12 protein-coding genes are annotated in these 15,243 nt (G+C 60.2%); 9 read left to right on the forward strand and 3 right to left on the reverse strand.

Annotation, left to right across the window (positions count from 1 at the left end):
* Positions 1–32 precede the first annotated feature (32 nt).
* The 8 genes from trpS to ACTG2T_RS14930 all read left to right on the forward strand — a co-directional run bounded on the left by trpS (position 33) and on the right by ACTG2T_RS14930 (position 7,457).
* Positions 33–1,037, forward strand: coding sequence for a tryptophan--tRNA ligase (gene trpS, locus ACTG2T_RS14895; RefSeq protein ID WP_005334999.1), 1,005 nt, complete (start codon positions 33–35; stop codon positions 1,035–1,037).
* A 118-nt stretch (positions 1,038–1,155) separates the two neighbouring features.
* Entirely contained in the window at positions 1,156–1,371 is a 216-nt protein-coding gene (locus ACTG2T_RS14900) for a hypothetical protein (protein ID WP_005334997.1), read from the forward strand.
* A 21-nt stretch (positions 1,372–1,392) separates the two neighbouring features.
* Positions 1,393–1,974: an aminodeoxychorismate synthase component II gene (locus ACTG2T_RS14905; RefSeq protein WP_330125225.1), complete on the forward strand. Its 582-nt coding sequence runs from the start codon at positions 1,393–1,395 to the stop codon at positions 1,972–1,974.
* Between the two features lie 276 nt (positions 1,975–2,250).
* Positions 2,251–3,468 carry an aspartate aminotransferase family protein gene (locus tag ACTG2T_RS14910; protein ID WP_041210025.1) on the forward strand — a complete coding sequence of 406 codons (1,218 nt, stop codon included), beginning with the start codon at positions 2,251–2,253 and terminating at the stop codon, positions 3,466–3,468.
* A gap of 75 nt (positions 3,469–3,543) precedes the next feature.
* Entirely contained in the window at positions 3,544–4,563 is a 1,020-nt protein-coding gene (astA, locus tag ACTG2T_RS14915) for an arginine N-succinyltransferase (protein WP_019446361.1), read from the forward strand.
* 72 nt (positions 4,564–4,635) lie between these two features.
* Positions 4,636–6,105, forward strand: coding sequence for a succinylglutamate-semialdehyde dehydrogenase (astD, locus tag ACTG2T_RS14920; RefSeq protein ID WP_330125224.1), 1,470 nt, complete (start codon positions 4,636–4,638; stop codon positions 6,103–6,105).
* 59 nt (positions 6,106–6,164) lie between these two features.
* Positions 6,165–6,962, forward strand: coding sequence for a DUF1338 domain-containing protein (locus tag ACTG2T_RS14925; RefSeq protein WP_021229798.1), 798 nt, complete (start codon positions 6,165–6,167; stop codon positions 6,960–6,962).
* 234 nt (positions 6,963–7,196) lie between these two features.
* A complete protein-coding gene (locus ACTG2T_RS14930; protein ID WP_058055652.1) occupies positions 7,197–7,457 on the forward strand; it encodes a hypothetical protein in 261 nt (86 codons plus the stop codon).
* A gap of 85 nt (positions 7,458–7,542) precedes the next feature.
* On the opposite strand, the gene ACTG2T_RS14935 is transcribed toward ACTG2T_RS14930, so the two are convergent.
* Positions 7,543–8,145, reverse strand: coding sequence for an HAD family hydrolase (locus ACTG2T_RS14935; protein ID WP_139398798.1), 603 nt, complete (start codon positions 8,143–8,145; stop codon positions 7,543–7,545).
* 173 nt (positions 8,146–8,318) lie between these two features.
* On the opposite strand from ACTG2T_RS14935, the gene ACTG2T_RS14940 reads away from it, so the two are divergent.
* Positions 8,319–9,695, forward strand: coding sequence for an MDR family MFS transporter (locus ACTG2T_RS14940; RefSeq protein ID WP_330125223.1), 1,377 nt, complete (start codon positions 8,319–8,321; stop codon positions 9,693–9,695).
* 111 nt (positions 9,696–9,806) lie between these two features.
* Here ACTG2T_RS14940 and nifJ read toward each other — a convergent pair whose 3' ends face one another.
* Together nifJ and ACTG2T_RS14950 are read right to left on the reverse strand one after the other, a co-directional pair.
* Entirely contained in the window at positions 9,807–13,352 is a 3,546-nt protein-coding gene (gene nifJ, locus ACTG2T_RS14945) for a pyruvate:ferredoxin (flavodoxin) oxidoreductase (RefSeq protein WP_330125222.1), read from the reverse strand.
* Positions 13,353–13,580: 228 nt separating this feature from the next.
* Positions 13,581–15,221, reverse strand: a complete 1,641-nt coding sequence (locus ACTG2T_RS14950) for an alpha-glucosidase (RefSeq protein ID WP_330125221.1) — start codon at positions 15,219–15,221, stop codon at positions 13,581–13,583.
* Positions 15,222–15,243 lie beyond the last annotated feature (22 nt).

The following is a 15,243-nucleotide window of genomic DNA, read 5'->3' on the forward strand; positions in this document are numbered from 1 at the left end:
GGGCTGGCTGAATAACAAGGATTAACACTCTCATGACTAAACCAATCGTATTGAGCGGAGCGCAACCCTCCGGTCAACTGACCATCGGCAACTACATGGGGGCCCTGCGTCAGTGGGTCAACATGCAGGATGAGTTCGACTGCCTCTACTGCATCGTCGACCTGCATGCCATCACCACTCGTCAGGACCCGGCAGCCCTGCGCAAAGCTTGTCTGGACGCAGCCGCCCTCTATCTGGCGGTCGGTATCGATCCCAAGAAGAGCACCGTCTTCATCCAGTCTCACGTGCCGCAGCACGCTGAGCTGGGCTGGATCCTCAACTGCTATACCCAGATGGGTGAGTTGTCGCGCATGACCCAGTTCAAGGACAAGTCCGCCCGTTTCGAGAACAACGTCAACGTCGGCCTGTTCGGTTATCCGGTGCTGATGGCGGCCGACATCCTGCTCTATCAGGCCAATCAGGTGCCGGTCGGCAACGACCAGAAGCAGCATCTGGAGCTGACCCGCGACATCTGCACCCGTTTCAACAACCTCTATGGTGATGTATTCACCATGCCGGAGCCCTTCATTCCGACCGAAGGGGCGCGGGTGATGAGTCTTCAGGATCCGACCAAGAAGATGTCCAAGTCTGATGACAACGAGGCCAACTTCATCGGCCTGCTGGAAGATCCCAAGCAGATCGTCAAGAAGATCAAGCGTGCGGTGACCGATTCCGACGAGCCGGCGGTGGTGCGTTTCGACCCGGAAAACAAACCGGGTGTCTCCAACCTGCTGACCCTGATGTCCGGTGTGACCGGCCGCTCCATCCCCGAGCTGGAGCAGCACTTCGAAGGCAAGATGTACGGTCACCTCAAGACCGAAACCGCCGAAGCCGTGGTTGCGCTGCTGGAACCGATCCAGGCCCGTTTCCACGAGTTGCGTCAGGATGAGGCCCATCTGATCGCGATTCTGGCAGAAGGCGCACAAAAGGCGCGCGAAAGAGCTGAAAAAACCCTGACCAGCGTATATGATGTAGTCGGCTTCGTTCCTCGAGCCTGACATACTGGGAAGGTGTAGTAGAAGAGAGCTGGGTATTTGCCTGGCTTTCTTTATTTTCTGCCCGGCTATTTTGTTTAATTTCTTTATTTCAACCTGGGTAATATCCCCAAGAGAAAGCATGCCTGTTCAACCAACTATTTCTGCTGAAGAGCTGAGTGACAAAGGTCACTGGCTACGTAAATTTCGCAAGGCGAAAAACCTCAATACCCTGCAGTTGATGGTCTCCAATGCCATCGACAAGCACCATAAAACCCCTGCCGTTGCTGCCGCCATCTATCTGGCCGAGTGTCAGCGTGAACGGGAAATGGAACAGGGTCGTTATCTCGATCGTTAATTCTCTGCTGTTGGTTATCTCATGCTGTTGTTGATCGATAACTACGACTCTTTTACCTGGAACCTGGTGCAATATTTCGGCGCCCTGGGACAAGAGGTTGTGGTCAAGCGCAATGATGAACTGACGCTCGATGCCATAGCGCAGCTCTCCCCCCGTTTTCTGGTGATCTCTCCCGGTCCCTGTACGCCCAATGAGGCGGGGATCTCTCTCGATGCCATCAGCCACTTCGCTGGCAAGCTGCCCATTCTCGGCGTCTGTCTCGGTCATCAGTCGCTGGCGCAGGCCTTCGGCGCCCGCGTAGTGCGTGCCCGTCAGGTAATGCACGGCAAAACCTCGCTCATCCGCCATCGCAATGAGGGGGTGTTCAAGGGGCTCAACAACCCTCTGCGGGTGACCCGTTACCACTCGCTGGTGGTGGAGCGCGATACGCTGCCCGACTGCTTCGACATCACCGCCTGGAGCGAGCATGCCGATGGCTCGTTTGACGAGATCATGGGGCTGCGCCACAAGACGCTCAACATCGAGGGTGTACAGTTCCATCCGGAGAGTATTTTGAGTGAACAGGGCCATTTGCTACTGGCCAATTTTCTGACCCGTTCATAAAAAGTTGTGACCGCCTTCTCAATATCGAGAGAAGGCAAAAAAAATTTCTCTGACACTTTATTCACCCCCTCTCCTGCCCAAATTATCTCTTGCCAAGCCCCCCTGAGTCGTTATGCAATGCGGTTGCCTAAAATATCAGGGGCAGTCGAACATTGTTCCTTACAGGCCCTCTTGTTACAGACTTTTTACTTTATTTCTGTGATAATCCCGTCACGTTTACACGGATTTAACTTTTGGGCGGTGGATTATTCTGTCGCCGAATCGAAGGAGAGCTATATGTCAGAGTTGTTGGCAGTGACACGTGAAGTGTTTGATGAAGTGATGGTTCCCAACTATGCACCGGCCAAGATCATCCCGGTTCGTGGCGAAGGATCACGTGTCTGGGATCAGGATGGTCGCGAGTATGTCGACTTTGCCGGGGGCATCGCCGTAAACGGCCTTGGCCACTGCCATCCCAAGCTGGTCGAGGCCCTGAAAAGCCAGGGCGAGAAGCTGTGGCACCTCTCCAACGTGATGACCAACGAGCCGGCCCTGCGTCTGGCCAAGAAGCTGGTCGCCGCCACCTTTGCCGACAAGGTCTACTTCTGCAACTCCGGCGCCGAGGCCAACGAGGCCGCCCTCAAGCTGGCTCGTCGCTACGCCATTGAAAAGTTCGGTGAGCAGAAGACCCAGATCATCGCCTTCAATCAGGGCTTCCACGGTCGCACCTTCTTTACCGTCAGCGTCGGCGGTCAGGCTGCCTACTCCGATGGTTTCGGGCCCAAGCCCGGTGACATCACCCACGTCCCCTACAACGATCTGGCCGCGCTGGCTGATGTGATCTCCGACAACACCTGCGCCGTGGTGATGGAGCCGCTGCAGGGGGAGGGTGGCATCATTCGTCCCACCGACGAGTTTGCCAAAGGGGTGCGCGAGCTGTGCGACAAGCACAATGCCCTGCTCATCTATGACGAAGTACAGTCCGGTGTCGGTCGTACCGGCGAGCTCTACGCCTACATGGGGCTTGGCGTCACGCCGGACATCCTCACCAGCGCCAAGGCACTGGGTGGCGGTTTCCCCATCGGCGCCATGCTGACTACCAACGAAATAGCCTCTTACCTGAAAGTGGGCACTCACGGCTCTACTTACGGTGGCAACCCGCTGGCCTGTGCGGTGGCGGAAGCGGTGATCGATGTGATCAACACCCCGGAGGTGCTGGCGGGTATCAAGCAACGCGAGCAGCTGTTCCGTGATGGGCTTGAAGCCATCAATGCCAAGTACCACTGCTTCAGCGAAATCCGCGGCAAGGGGCTGCTGCTGGGCGCCGCTCTGAGCGAAGAGTACAAGGGGCGCTCGCGCGACTTCCTGCTGGCCTCCATCGATCAGGGGCTGATGGCGCTGGTTGCCGGCACCAACGTGGTTCGTTTTGCTCCTTCGCTGGTGATCCCGGAAGCGGACATCAAGGAGGGGTTGGCCCGCTTCGAGAAGGCGGTCGCCCAGGTGGTTAACGCCTGATCCAAATTGAGGTGGGGAGCCCTCCCGGCAGGAGCCGGGACCCCACCTGACGTCAATGAAAGGGAGTTGTCATTTATGTTGGTTATCCGTCCCATCGAGCAAAAAGATTTTGCCGGGCTCAAGACCTGCGCCATCGAGTCCGGCACCGGCATGACCTCGTTGCCCGTCAACGATGAGCTGCTGCAGCGCAAGATCGATGCTTCCACCCAGACTTTTTCCGACAAGCCGGCCGGCAAGGGGGACTGCCTCTACTTCTTCGTAGCCGAGGATCTCGAGACCGGCGAGATGGTAGGGACCTGCGCCATAGATGCGGCAGTCGGTCTCTCCCAGCCGTTTTACAACTACCACATCGGCAAGGTGGTGCACTCTTCGCCCAAACTCGGCATCTACAACGTGGTCGAGACGCTGACTCTCTCCAATGACTACACCGGCAATACCGAGCTTTGCACCCTGTTCCTGCGCGAATGTGCCCGCGAGGGGCTCAACGGCCGCCTGCTCTCCAAGCACCGTTTTCTCTTTATGGCCGAGCACCCGGAGCTGTTTGACGAAACCGTCTTTGCCGAGATGCGCGGCGTCTCCGATGGCAATGGCCACAGCCCCTTCTACGAGTGGCTGCAGACCCATTTCTTCTCGATGGATTTTCCCACCGTCGACTACCTTACCGGGATCGGCAAGAAGCGCTTTATCGCCGAGCTGATGCCCAAGTACCCCATCTACGTCAACTTGCTGAGCAAGGAGGCGCGCGCCGTCATCGGCCAGACCCACGAGAAGACCCGTCCGGCCATCAAGATGCTGCAGGACGAGGGATTCGTGAATCGCGGCTATGTCGATATCTTCGATGCGGGGCCGGCGGTCGAGTGCGAGTTGAAGAACATCCGCAGCGTGCGTCGCAGCCAGAAACTGCGGGTGCTGATCGGCGAGCCCATCGGCGGCCGCACCCACCTGCTCTGCAACAGCCGTTTCGAACAGTACCGTGCCTGCTACGGCAATATCCGGGTCGATCTCGACAAGCATGAGGCCATCATCCCGCCCAAGATGGCGGCAGCACTCAAGGTGCAGGATGGTGACATGGTGCGGGTAGTCGACCTCGACTGAGGCAGACAGGACCAGCAAACCGATTATCAAGCAGGCAGCCGAGGCTGCCTGTCAGCGACAGGGAGTGAATGGATGAGCCAGTTAGTGCAATTTATCGACGGTCAGTGGCTTGCCGGTGAAGGCAAGCCGTTCGAGTCACGGGATCCGGCCAAAAACGAGGTGATCTGGCAGGGCGCTGCCGCCAGTGCGGCTCAGGTCGATGCGGCCGTCAAGGCTGCCCGCGCCGCCTTCTACCACTGGTCTGATATGGATCTCGAGGATCGCCTGACCATAGTGCGTCGCTATGCCGACCTGCTGGGTGAGCACAAGGAGGCGTTGGCGCTGACTATCGCCCGCGAAACCGGCAAACCGTTGTGGGAGACCCGCACCGAAGTGGCCGCCATGCAGGGCAAGATAGCTATCTCCATCCGCGCCCATGACGAGCGCACCGGGACGGTGGAAAACCCCATGCCGGGCGCCAAGGCGTTTGTCCGTCACAAGCCCCACGGTGTGGTGGCGGTCTTTGGCCCCTACAACTTCCCGGGCCATCTTCCCAACGGTCATATCGTACCGGCGCTGATCGCGGGTAATGCCGTGGTGTTCAAACCCTCCGAACTGACCCCCATGGTGGCGGAAGCCATGCTCAAGGTGTGGCAGGAGGCGGGGCTGCCCAAAGGGGTCATCAATTTGGTGCAGGGCGAAGTCGAGACCGGCAAGGCGCTGGCGGGCAACCCCGATATCGATGGCCTCTTCTTTACCGGTTCCTCCCGTACCGGTCATTTCCTCCATCAGCAGTTTGCCGGTCAGCCGGGCAAAATTCTGGCCCTCGAGATGGGCGGCAACAACCCGCTGATCGTGAAAGACGTGAGCGACATCGACGGTGCCGTCCATGCCATCGTCCAGTCGGCATTTATCACCTCGGGTCAACGTTGCACCTGTTCCCGCCGTCTGTTTGTCGAGCGCGGCGAGCGGGGCGATGCCCTGGTCAAGCGACTGGTCGAGGTGGTGGGCAAGATCAAGGTCGGCCTCTATGATGCAGCCGAGCAGCCGTTCATGGGCTCGATGATAAGCGAACGTGCTGCACTGGGAATGGTCGAGGCGCAAGCCAACCTGCAGCGCCTCGGTGGCGAGAGCCTGCTTACCCTCAAGCACCTGGAAGCGGGTACCGGCTTTGTCTCCCCGGGCATTATCGACGTGACTGCAGTCAAGGCACTGCCGGACGAAGAGTACTTTGGCCCGCTGCTGCAACTCATTCGCTATGACGATTTCGATGCCGCCATCGATCAGGGCAATGCTACCCGTTATGGTCTCTCGGCCGGTCTGCTGGGGGACAAGGAGGCGGACTGGCACCACTTCTTCAAGCGGATCCGCGCCGGTATCGTCAACTGGAACAAGCCCATCACCGGCGCCTCCAGTGCCGCGCCGTTTGGTGGTATCGGTGCTTCTGGCAACCACAGGGCGAGCGCCTACTACGCCGCTGACTATTGTGCGTATCCGGTTGCCTCTGTCGAAGACAGCAAAGCCGCCATGCCGGATCAACTGTCGCCCGGCCTGCGCTTCTGATAACGACACGGGGCATCCAGCGGTGCCCCCATCTGTACCCGCAATCAAAGGAAAGAGAGATGCAAAAGGATATCGACACCCTGTTCAGCCATCTGTGGGACAACTACATCAAGGTGACGCCGAGCGCCCTCAAGGTGCACACCCTGCTGGGTGGCGGCGAGCCCATCGTCAACGATCACGTGGCGTTTCGTACCTACAACCTGCCCAAGCTGGGGCTGGAGAAGCTGGCCGCCCACTTTCTTGCGCTCGGTTACGAGCAGAAGGGCGAGTACGTCTTCAAGGCCAAGAAGCTCTATGCCAAGCACTTTGAGCATCAGGATCCGGACGCTCCCAAGGTGTTTATCAGTGAGCTGAAGGTGGAAGAGCTCTCCCCGGCTGCCCAAGCCATCATCCACAAGCTGGCCGATCAGGTGCCCGATCATCTGACCGATACCCCGGCATTTCTCTACACCGGTGCCCCCTGGCAGGTCTCCTATGCCGATTATCAGACTCTGCTGGCGGAGAGCGAGTACGCGGCATGGATGGCAGCATGGGGCTATCGTGCCAACCACTTCACGGTCAATATCAACAAGTTGAAGGATTTCGACACCATCCATCAGGTCAATGCTGCGCTCAAGGCGGCGGGTTTCGTGCTCAACAGTGTGGGTGGCGAGGTGAAGGGGGATCCGCAGGTGATGCTGGAGCAATCCTCCACCATGGCGGACAAAGCCGAGGTGCCGTTCAGCGATGGGGTGCGTACCATCCCGAGCTGCTTCTACGAGTTTGCCCTGCGCTATCCGCAGGCCGATGGTGTGCTCTATCCGGGCTTTGTCGAGGCTTCGGCGGACAAGATCTTCGAATCGACGAATGCCATGTAACGGGAGCCACCCTGTTTCAGTCGCAACGCCTCCTTTGTGGAGGCGTTTTGTTTGGCGCAGAGTGAGGGTATCGGGTGTTGTCTGACGCCGCGTGAAGAGGGGATTTGGATGGCGCCTAATAGGTGAAAATTTGTTGATAAAAATGTGAACGAGATCACTTGAGACGACACAGATTGACGCTGGTGGCGGAGCAAAAAGGAGTAGAATGGCGCTTTATTTTTGCGGGGCCAATCGATGCCTAACTATCACTTTTTCAAGCAAGGTCAGGCGCTTACCTATCTAGATGCCAATGCGCCCAGCTATAGCGATGAGCGTCGTCAACTGGTCGAACAGGGATTTGCCGCCATCGCCGCCCCCACCTTTGCAGATACCCCGGCCGAAGCTCTTGAGCTGCTTCGCACTCATCAGGCACTACAGGATGAGGCGCAGGCCAACGCCCTTTGTCTGACGGTCGCCGCTATTCCGGCGGTGATCGCAACTCTGTCCGGGCACTGACGCTGCCGCCAAGCTCACGTAAACAAAAAATGGTGCCACTGTCATGACACCATTTTATCGGTTTGACTGCTTGCCCCTGAGTCGTTTAGCGCTGGTGCAGGTCACCTTCGATAACCAGCACGGTATCCATCCCTGCCGCCTTGCCTGCCTCAAGCCCGATCCGGGTATCTTCAAACACCAGACAGTTGGCTGGATTGGCGCCGAGCAGTTCGGCCACCTGCAAGAAGGTGTCGGGATGCGGTTTGTGGTTGGTGACATCATCGGCACTGACCACCACCGAGATATAGGCATCGAGCCCAGAGTTTTTCAGGATGGAGTCCGCCTGACTGCGCGGTGAGCCGGTGCCAATCCCCATCTTCACCTTGCCGTGATAGTGCCTGACCAGCTCCCACATCTTGGGAAAGACGCTGACCTTGTCGATATGTTCCATATAGAGGGCAATCTTGCGACGGGTAAAGGCCTCGACATCCACCGTCAGCCCCTGCTGCTCGGCCAGCATGGCGATGATCTTGCGGGTGGGAATGCCGCCGTACTGATAGAGCTGATCCCGCTCGAAGGGGATGCCGAACTCGGCGCAGGTGAGCTCCCAGGCATCCAGATGGAGGGGCATGGAATCTACCAAAGTGCCATCCATATCGAAAATCAGGGCATCGTAGTGATCAAACCCGTACTGCTCACGCTCGCTCATGGGGGCTCCTTGAATCAAATAGGGCAGGCTAGCAGAAACGGTCGGCGTTTTGTGGGATCGGCCTCATGTTTGGGCAGATTGTGGCCGCCGTTTTTTCTATCTCTTGCTGATTTGTGAGACAATAATCCGTTCATTGCCGGATACTTTGGCATATCAGATCAGCGAGTCCGCTTATGACCTCGAAAATATCCCCCAAAACCATTTTCTCCAGTGTGGCGCTGGTGATCGCGCTCGGTTCACTGGAAAAGAGCATAGTCACCACCCCGCTGCCCATGATTGGCGCCGAGCTGCACGCTGGGGCCGCCCTCACCTGGGTGGTCACCGCCTACCTGCTGGCGGCCACCGCCGTGCTGCCCCTCTACGGCAAGCTGAGCGATCTCTTTGGCCGGGTGCGGATGCTCAATATCGGCATCGGCCTGTTTCTGGCGGGCTCGGTGGCCTGCGCCCTCTCCCAGGATCTGCAGACCCTGCTGGCAGCGCGGGTGCTGCAAGGGCTGGGGGGCGGCGGTCTGATTGCCCTCGCGTTTACCGTGATTGCCGACACCATTCCGCCGCGGGAGGTGGGCAAGTATCAGGGCTACATTTCGGCGGTCTATGCGGTCTCCAGCATCGCCGGCCCCTTGCTCGGCGGCTATTTCACCGAGCAACTCAGCTGGCGCTGGATCTTCTGGATCAATCTGCCGCTCGGGGCACTGGCGGTCTTTCTCATCAACCGCAACCTCAAGCAGCTCAACGTGCGTCGTCACAGTCGCTTCGACTGGAAGGGGGCTGGTCTGCTGATTACCGTCACCACGCTCACCCTGTTGCTGCTCTCGCCGGAGGCGGCGTTGCCCGCAGTCTGGCTTTCGGCGGCGCTGGGCGTTGCATTGCTGCTGCTCATTCTGATTGAGCGACGGGCTCACGATCCCATATTGCCTGCCCATCTGGCCCTGCTGCCCGGCTATCTGGTGAGCGTGCTGCTGGTGATGCTCTCCCAGCTGCTGATGTTTGCCGTGCTGGTATATCTGCCGTTGCAGATGCAGTGGCAGAAGGGGATGAGTGCCAGCGAGAGCGGTGCCATCATGGTCATCTTCATGATCTGCATCACCGCTGGCGCTTTTGTCGGTGGCAAGCTGATTGGCCGTACCGGTCACTACAAGAGCTTTGTCGCGGTGGGCTTTGGCCTCGCGGCAGTGGCGCTGTGGCAGATCCACTTCGATGCCTGGGTCAAGCTGGCCCTCGGGTTTGCCGGTATTGGTCTGGGTCTGGTGCTGCCCGCCCTCTCGGTGGTGGTGCAAAATGCCCTGCCACGGCAGGATCGCGGCATCGGCATGTCGCTGTTCAACTTCGGGCGGGAGCTTGGCGGTGCCGTCGGCGTGGCTATCTGCTCCATGCTGTTTCATTTCCGCCTGCCAGCCGGCAGCGGTGGCGATCTGAGCCGACTTGCCCCCGATCTGCTGGCCCCGGGCTTCAGCGCGACCTATATCGGCATGGCATTGATCGCCACGCTGGCGCTGCTTATCACATTGCTGGCGTTGAAGCGCCATGAGCTGGCCTCCATCAGCGCCTGATTTGGCCTGCGCCGACATTGGCTCACCATAGCTAGCATCAGGGCTCCCCGCGGGGAGCCCTGATTGTTATTTGGCGAATAGCGTGGCTGTTGCCATCAAGCCATGCACGGCTTACTCCTGCGCCGGACTCTCCTTGCCTGCCAGCTGGCTCAGCCAGGCGAACCGGCGGTTGGCCTCCTGCTCTGCCTCTTGATAGAGCTGGCTGGCCACCTCCGGCAGCTGGCGTTCCAGCCGCTGGAAGCGGGGCTCGTGGCGCAAGGTCTCGGCCAGCGAGGCATTGGGTGCCCGTGAGTCGAGCGCCAGCGGCAGTTTGCCCTCGTTAGCGCGGCGCGGGTCGAAGCGGTAGAGCGGCCAGAAGCCGGTGGCGGTCAGCTGTTTCATCTGCTCATGGCTCTCGGCCATGTCGTAGCCATGCTCCTCGCAGGGGCTGTAGGCGATGATGAGCGACGGCCCCGGATAGGCTTCCGCCTCCTGAATCGCCTTCACCGTCTGGTTCATCTGGGCGCCGAGGGAGATCTGCGCCACATAGACGTGGCCATACATCATCACGCTGGCCCCGAGATCCTTGCGTGCCTTGCGTTTGCCCTGCTCGCCAAACTTGGTAATGGCACCAAGCGGGGTTGCCTTCGACTGCTGGCCGCCGGTGTTGGAGTAGCACTGGGTGTCGAGCACCAGCACATTGATGTTCTCCCCCAGACTCAGCACATGGTCGAGCCCGCCAAAGCCGATGTCGTAGGCCCAGCCGTCACCACCGATGAGCCAGACCGACTTCTCCACCAGATAGTCCGCATCGCGAGCCAGCTCTTGGGCTGCCGGGATCTGGCTCTCCTGCAGCAGCGCTCGCAACTGCTGGATATGGGCCCGCTGTTCGGAAACCGGCAGGGTGGCATCGCCGAACGCCTCGCGCAGCGCTACCGGTATAGTGTCGCCCAGGCTCGCCAGCAGACGGCGCACCCGCTCCCTGTGCTGATCGACGGTAAGACGGAAGCCCAGTCCGAACTCGGCGTTGTCTTCAAACAGCGAGTTGGCCCAGGCTGGCCCGCGCCCGTCGGCGTTGGTGGTGTAGGGGGTGGTAGGCAGGTTGCCGCCATAAATGGACGAGCAGCCGGTGGCGTTGGCAATCAGCAGCCGATCGCCATAGAGCTGGGTCAGCAGCTTGATGTAGGGAGTCTCGCCACAGCCGGAGCAGGCGCCCGAGTATTCAAACAGCGGCGAGATGAGCTGGGAGGTGCGGATGTCGATGCGTTCCAGCTGCTCGGCGCTGCGCTCTGGCAGGTCGAGGAAGAAGTCGTAGTTGGCCTTCTGCTCGTCGAGGTGATCGAGGCGTGAAGCCATATTGATCGCCTTGCGATCCGGGTTGCTGCGATCCTTGGCCGGGCACACCTCGACGCAGAGATTGCAGCCGGTGCAATCCTCCGGCGCCACCTGCAGCACATACTGCTGGCCGCGCATGTCACGGGATTTCACATCCAGCGCATCCAGAGTGGCGGGAGCAGCGGCCAGTGCATCCGGTTCCACCACCTTGGCGCGAATGGCCGAGTGGGGACAGGCGGCGACGCAGTAGTTGCACTGGGTACAGAGCTCCGCCTCCCAGATGGGGATCTCCTTGGCGATGTTGCGCTTCTCCCAGCGGGTGGTGCCAACCGGCCAGGTGCCATCCGGCGGGAAGGCGGAGACCGGCAGGCTGTCACCCAGCCCCGCCAGCATGGCGGCGGTGACGGTCTGGACAAAATCGGGGGCCTTGGCCGAGATCACCGGCGGGCGGGGGCGGCAGGCGGGATCCAGCTCACCCAGAGGCACTCGGGTCAGAGCGGCGCAGGTTGCCTCCAGTGCCATCCAGTTGCGCTCAACCAGCGTCTGCCCCTTGCTGCCATAGCTGGTGGCGATGGCTTGTTTCAGCAGGCTGGTAGCCTCCTCGGGGGGAATGATGGCGCTGAGCTGGAAGAAGGCCATCTGCATCACGGTATTGATGCGATTGCCGAGCTGGCAGTCGCGGGCAATCTTGGCGGCATTGATGATGTAGAAGCGCGCCTCTTTCTCGCGCAGGGCATGCTGCACCTCGCTGGGGAGGCGCTGCCAGATATCCGCTTCGCTGTAGGGGGTGTTGAGCAGGAAGATGCCGCCTGCTTTCAAGCGCTCCGCCATCCGGTACTTGTCGACAAACTGCCACTGATGGCAGCCGATAAAGTCTGCCTCTTCCACCAGATAGGCCGATTGCAGCGGCCGCTCGCCCACTCGCAGGTGAGAGACGGTGAGGCCGCCCGCCTTCTTGGAGTCGTAGACGAAATAGCCCTGCGGATAGAGGTCGGTGTGGTTGCCGAGGATCTTGATGCTGTTCTTGGCCGCCGAGACGGTGCCATCGCTGCCAAGACCGTAAAAGAGCGCCTCCAGCTTGTGTTGCTGGCCGTGAATGAGGCTTTGTGAATCCAGCGCGGGCAGCGGTAGCGAGAGACCTGTGATGTCATCGAAGATGCCGACGGTAAAGCGCGGACGCGGGTTCTCTTGCGCCAGTTCGGCAAACACCGCCAGCGCGCAGGCGGGGCCAAACTCCTTGGAAGAGAGGCCGTATCGACCGCCGATGACCCGTGGCAGGCTTGCCCGCTCGCCCCGGCTGACCGCTTCGGCCAGCGCCGTCATCACGTCGAGATAGAGGGGCTCGGCCTGTGCGCCCGGCTCCTTGGTGCGATCCAGTACGGCGATGGAGCGGGCACTCTCGGGAATCGCGGCCAACAGGTGATCGGCCGAGAAGGGGCGGAACAGCCGCACTTTCACCAGACCTACCTTCTCCCCTTGGGCCAGCAGGCGCTCGATCACCTCTTCACAGGTGCCGATGGCTGAGCCCATCAGCACCACAATCCGCTCCGCCTGCGGGTGGCCGACATATTCAAACGGCCGGTAGTGGCGGCCGGTCTGCTTGCCAAAAGCTTGCATCGCCTCGCTCACATGGCCATAGGCAGCGTCATACCAGGGGTTGCTCGCTTCCCGGCACTGGAAGTAGGTGTCCGGGTTGGCGGCAGTGCCGCGAATGACCGGTTTGTCGGGGGTGAGCGCCCGGTCACGATGGGCACGGATGGCATCTGCGGGCAGCAGGGCACGCAGGGTGTCGTCAGCGAGCGGCGCTATCTTGGCGATCTCGTGAGAGGTACGAAAGCCGTCGAAGAAGTGGATAAAGGGGAGGCGGCTGTTGAGGCTCGCTATCTGGGAGATCAGGGCAAAGTCCTGCGCCTCCTGCACATTGCTGGCACAGAGCATGGCGCAGCCGGTCTGGCGTACCGCCATCACGTCAGAATGATCGCCAAAGATAGATAGCGCGTGGGTCGCCACGGTGCGCGCCGCCACATGCAGCACAAAGGGGATAAGCTGACCCGCCAGCTTGTAGAGGTTGGGGATCATCAGCAGCAACCCCTGCGATGAGGTAAACGAGGTCGCCAGCGCGCCGGTCTGCAGGGCGCCGTGGACGGCGGCGATGGCGCCCCCTTCCGACTGCATCTCGACAACCCGGGGCACATCCCCCCACAGGTTCTTGCCCCGCTCGCTCGACCAGGCCGACGACTGTTCAGCCATGGCCGAGCTGGGGGTTATGGGGTAGATGGCGATGACTTCGCTGGTGCGGTACGCCACCGAGGCGACTGCGTTATTCCCGTCTGTGGTGATCATCTGTTTTCCACTTTGCTATGCCAGTTTGAAGGCCGATAGTTGCATCGGCAATGGATAGGTCGCAGGCATAGTAAGAGGGGCAATAAGAGCGTATCAAACGGGATAAATAATCAATTAATAAGTCAGTAATAGTGGTTAATTTAATCCCGCTGCGTGGGTGCGTGATTTTCTGCTGACAGCCGACGGGAGGTGGCTGACGGGCCATTGGTATGGCCCGTCAACACGGGGTTAACCCTGCTCCACTTGCAGCCAGATGGCGCACTGATAAGGGGCGAAGAGTGGCAGTGGTTCGCCTGGGTAATTGGCCAGCAGCAACCGCATCTTGTCTGTCACCTTGTCGAAGTGGGGCATCGGCAAGGGGTTCGCAGTGAGATTGGCGAGCAGCAGCAGGGTGTGCCGCTCTCCGCTAGCCGGATCCTGCCAGTGGCGGCGATAGCTGATGCGCTCGGGATCATCCCCATCCAGCAGCTCGAAATTGCCGTGGCGGACGACCGGGTGGGCCTTGCGCAGGGCGATAAGCTGGCGATAGCAGTGAAACGGCGAGTCGGGGCGGGCCAACTGCTCGGCGGCATTAATCTCGATGTGATTGGCATTGAGGGCAATCCAGGGTGTGGTGGCGCTGAAACCGGCGTGGGGGCCGGCGTCCCACTGCATCGGGGTGCGGGCGTTGTCGCGGCCGATGGCATCGAGCCGCCGACTCAGCTCGGCAGGATCCAGCCCTGAGTGGCTGGCGCGGTAGTTGATGGCCTCCACATCGCGCAGCTCGCCCGGCTGCCAGTGACGGTTGGTCATGGCGAGCTCCTCCCCCTGATAGATGAAGGGAGTGCCCTGCATCATGTGCAGCACCATGGCCCACAGCCTGGCGCTGGTTTCCCGCCACTCTGGCCTGTCATCGCCAAAGCGGGAGACGGCGCGAGGCAAGTCGTGGTTATTCAGAAACAGGCTGTTCCAGCCACGCCCGTGTAGCCCTTGCTGGTGGCGGGTCATGGCTCGCTTGAAGGCGAGGGGATCAAAGCGGGATGACCACTTGTCACTGCCCAGCCCCAGATGCTCGAAGTTGAACACCATGCTGAACTCGCTGCCATCGTGGTTCGAATAGTTCTGCATATGGGCGAGATCGGCTCCCCAGGTCTCCCCCACCGTAATGATCCCCTTGCCGCCGAAGCTCGCGGCATTGAGCTCGCGGATATAGTCGTGCAGGTGCGGGCCGTTGCTCATGGCCAGTCGGTCCCACTCTTTGCTCACCATATCGATCACATCGAAGCGAAACCCCTCGATCCCTTTGCCCAGCCAGAAGTTGATCACCGCCGCCATTTCGGCCCGCACCGCCGGGTTGTCCCAGTCCAGATCGGCCTGACTCGCATCAAAGTTGTGCAGGTAGTAGCGATCAAGCGCTGGCACATACTGCCAGCCGCTGCCGCCAAAAATCGAGGTAATGGGGTGAGCATCGACAAAGGCTTGATCCCGGAATACGTAATAACCCTGATAACGGGGATCGCCAGCCAGTGCCTTCATAAACCACTCGTGCTCGGTGGAGGTGTGGTTGGCGACGATATCCATCATGATGCCGATGCCGTGAGCGGCCGCTTCGGCTATCAGCTGCTCCATCTCGGTCAGGGTGCCGAAGGCGGGGTCGATGGCACGGTAGTCCGCCACGTCATAGCCGTTGTCCCGTTTGGGGGAGCGATAGATGGGGGTGAGCCAGAGCATATCGACCCCGAGGGTGGCCAGATAGTCGAGGCGCTGACGGATGCCGTTGATATCGCCCATGCCGTCACCATCGCTGTCCTGAAAACTCATGGGGTAGATCTGGTAGATGACGCAGCTATCGAGGTCGATATCGGGCGTGTGGATGGGTTGCGGGTTCATCAGCGTGGCCGGTTGGGGGAGG

Source organism: Aeromonas sp. 75A (genome assembly GCF_051919425.1).
Classification (GTDB): domain Bacteria; phylum Pseudomonadota; class Gammaproteobacteria; order Enterobacterales; family Aeromonadaceae; genus Aeromonas; species Aeromonas veronii.

Excerpts from the sequence above, each read along its gene's own strand:
- ACTG2T_RS14900 (WP_005334997.1), top strand. The coding sequence starts at position 1,156 with ATGCCTGTTCAACCAACTATTTCTGCTGAAGAGCTGAGTGACAAAGGT.
- ACTG2T_RS14930 (WP_058055652.1), top strand. The coding sequence starts at position 7,197 with ATGCCTAACTATCACTTTTTCAAGCAAGGTCAGGCGCTTACCTATCTA.
- trpS (WP_005334999.1), top strand. The coding sequence starts at position 33 with ATGACTAAACCAATCGTATTGAGCGGAGCGCAACCCTCCGGTCAACTG.
- astD (WP_330125224.1), top strand. The coding sequence starts at position 4,636 with ATGAGCCAGTTAGTGCAATTTATCGACGGTCAGTGGCTTGCCGGTGAA.
- ACTG2T_RS14935 (WP_139398798.1), bottom strand. The coding sequence starts at position 8,145 with ATGAGCGAGCGTGAGCAGTACGGGTTTGATCACTACGATGCCCTGATT.
- ACTG2T_RS14950 (WP_330125221.1), bottom strand. The coding sequence starts at position 15,221 with ATGAACCCGCAACCCATCCACACGCCCGATATCGACCTCGATAGCTGC.
- ACTG2T_RS14910 (WP_041210025.1), top strand. The coding sequence starts at position 2,251 with ATGTCAGAGTTGTTGGCAGTGACACGTGAAGTGTTTGATGAAGTGATG.
- astA (WP_019446361.1), top strand. The coding sequence starts at position 3,544 with ATGTTGGTTATCCGTCCCATCGAGCAAAAAGATTTTGCCGGGCTCAAG.
- nifJ (WP_330125222.1), bottom strand. The coding sequence starts at position 13,352 with ATGATCACCACAGACGGGAATAACGCAGTCGCCTCGGTGGCGTACCGC.
- ACTG2T_RS14925 (WP_021229798.1), top strand. The coding sequence starts at position 6,165 with ATGCAAAAGGATATCGACACCCTGTTCAGCCATCTGTGGGACAACTAC.
- ACTG2T_RS14905 (WP_330125225.1), top strand. The coding sequence starts at position 1,393 with ATGCTGTTGTTGATCGATAACTACGACTCTTTTACCTGGAACCTGGTG.
- ACTG2T_RS14940 (WP_330125223.1), top strand. The coding sequence starts at position 8,319 with ATGACCTCGAAAATATCCCCCAAAACCATTTTCTCCAGTGTGGCGCTG.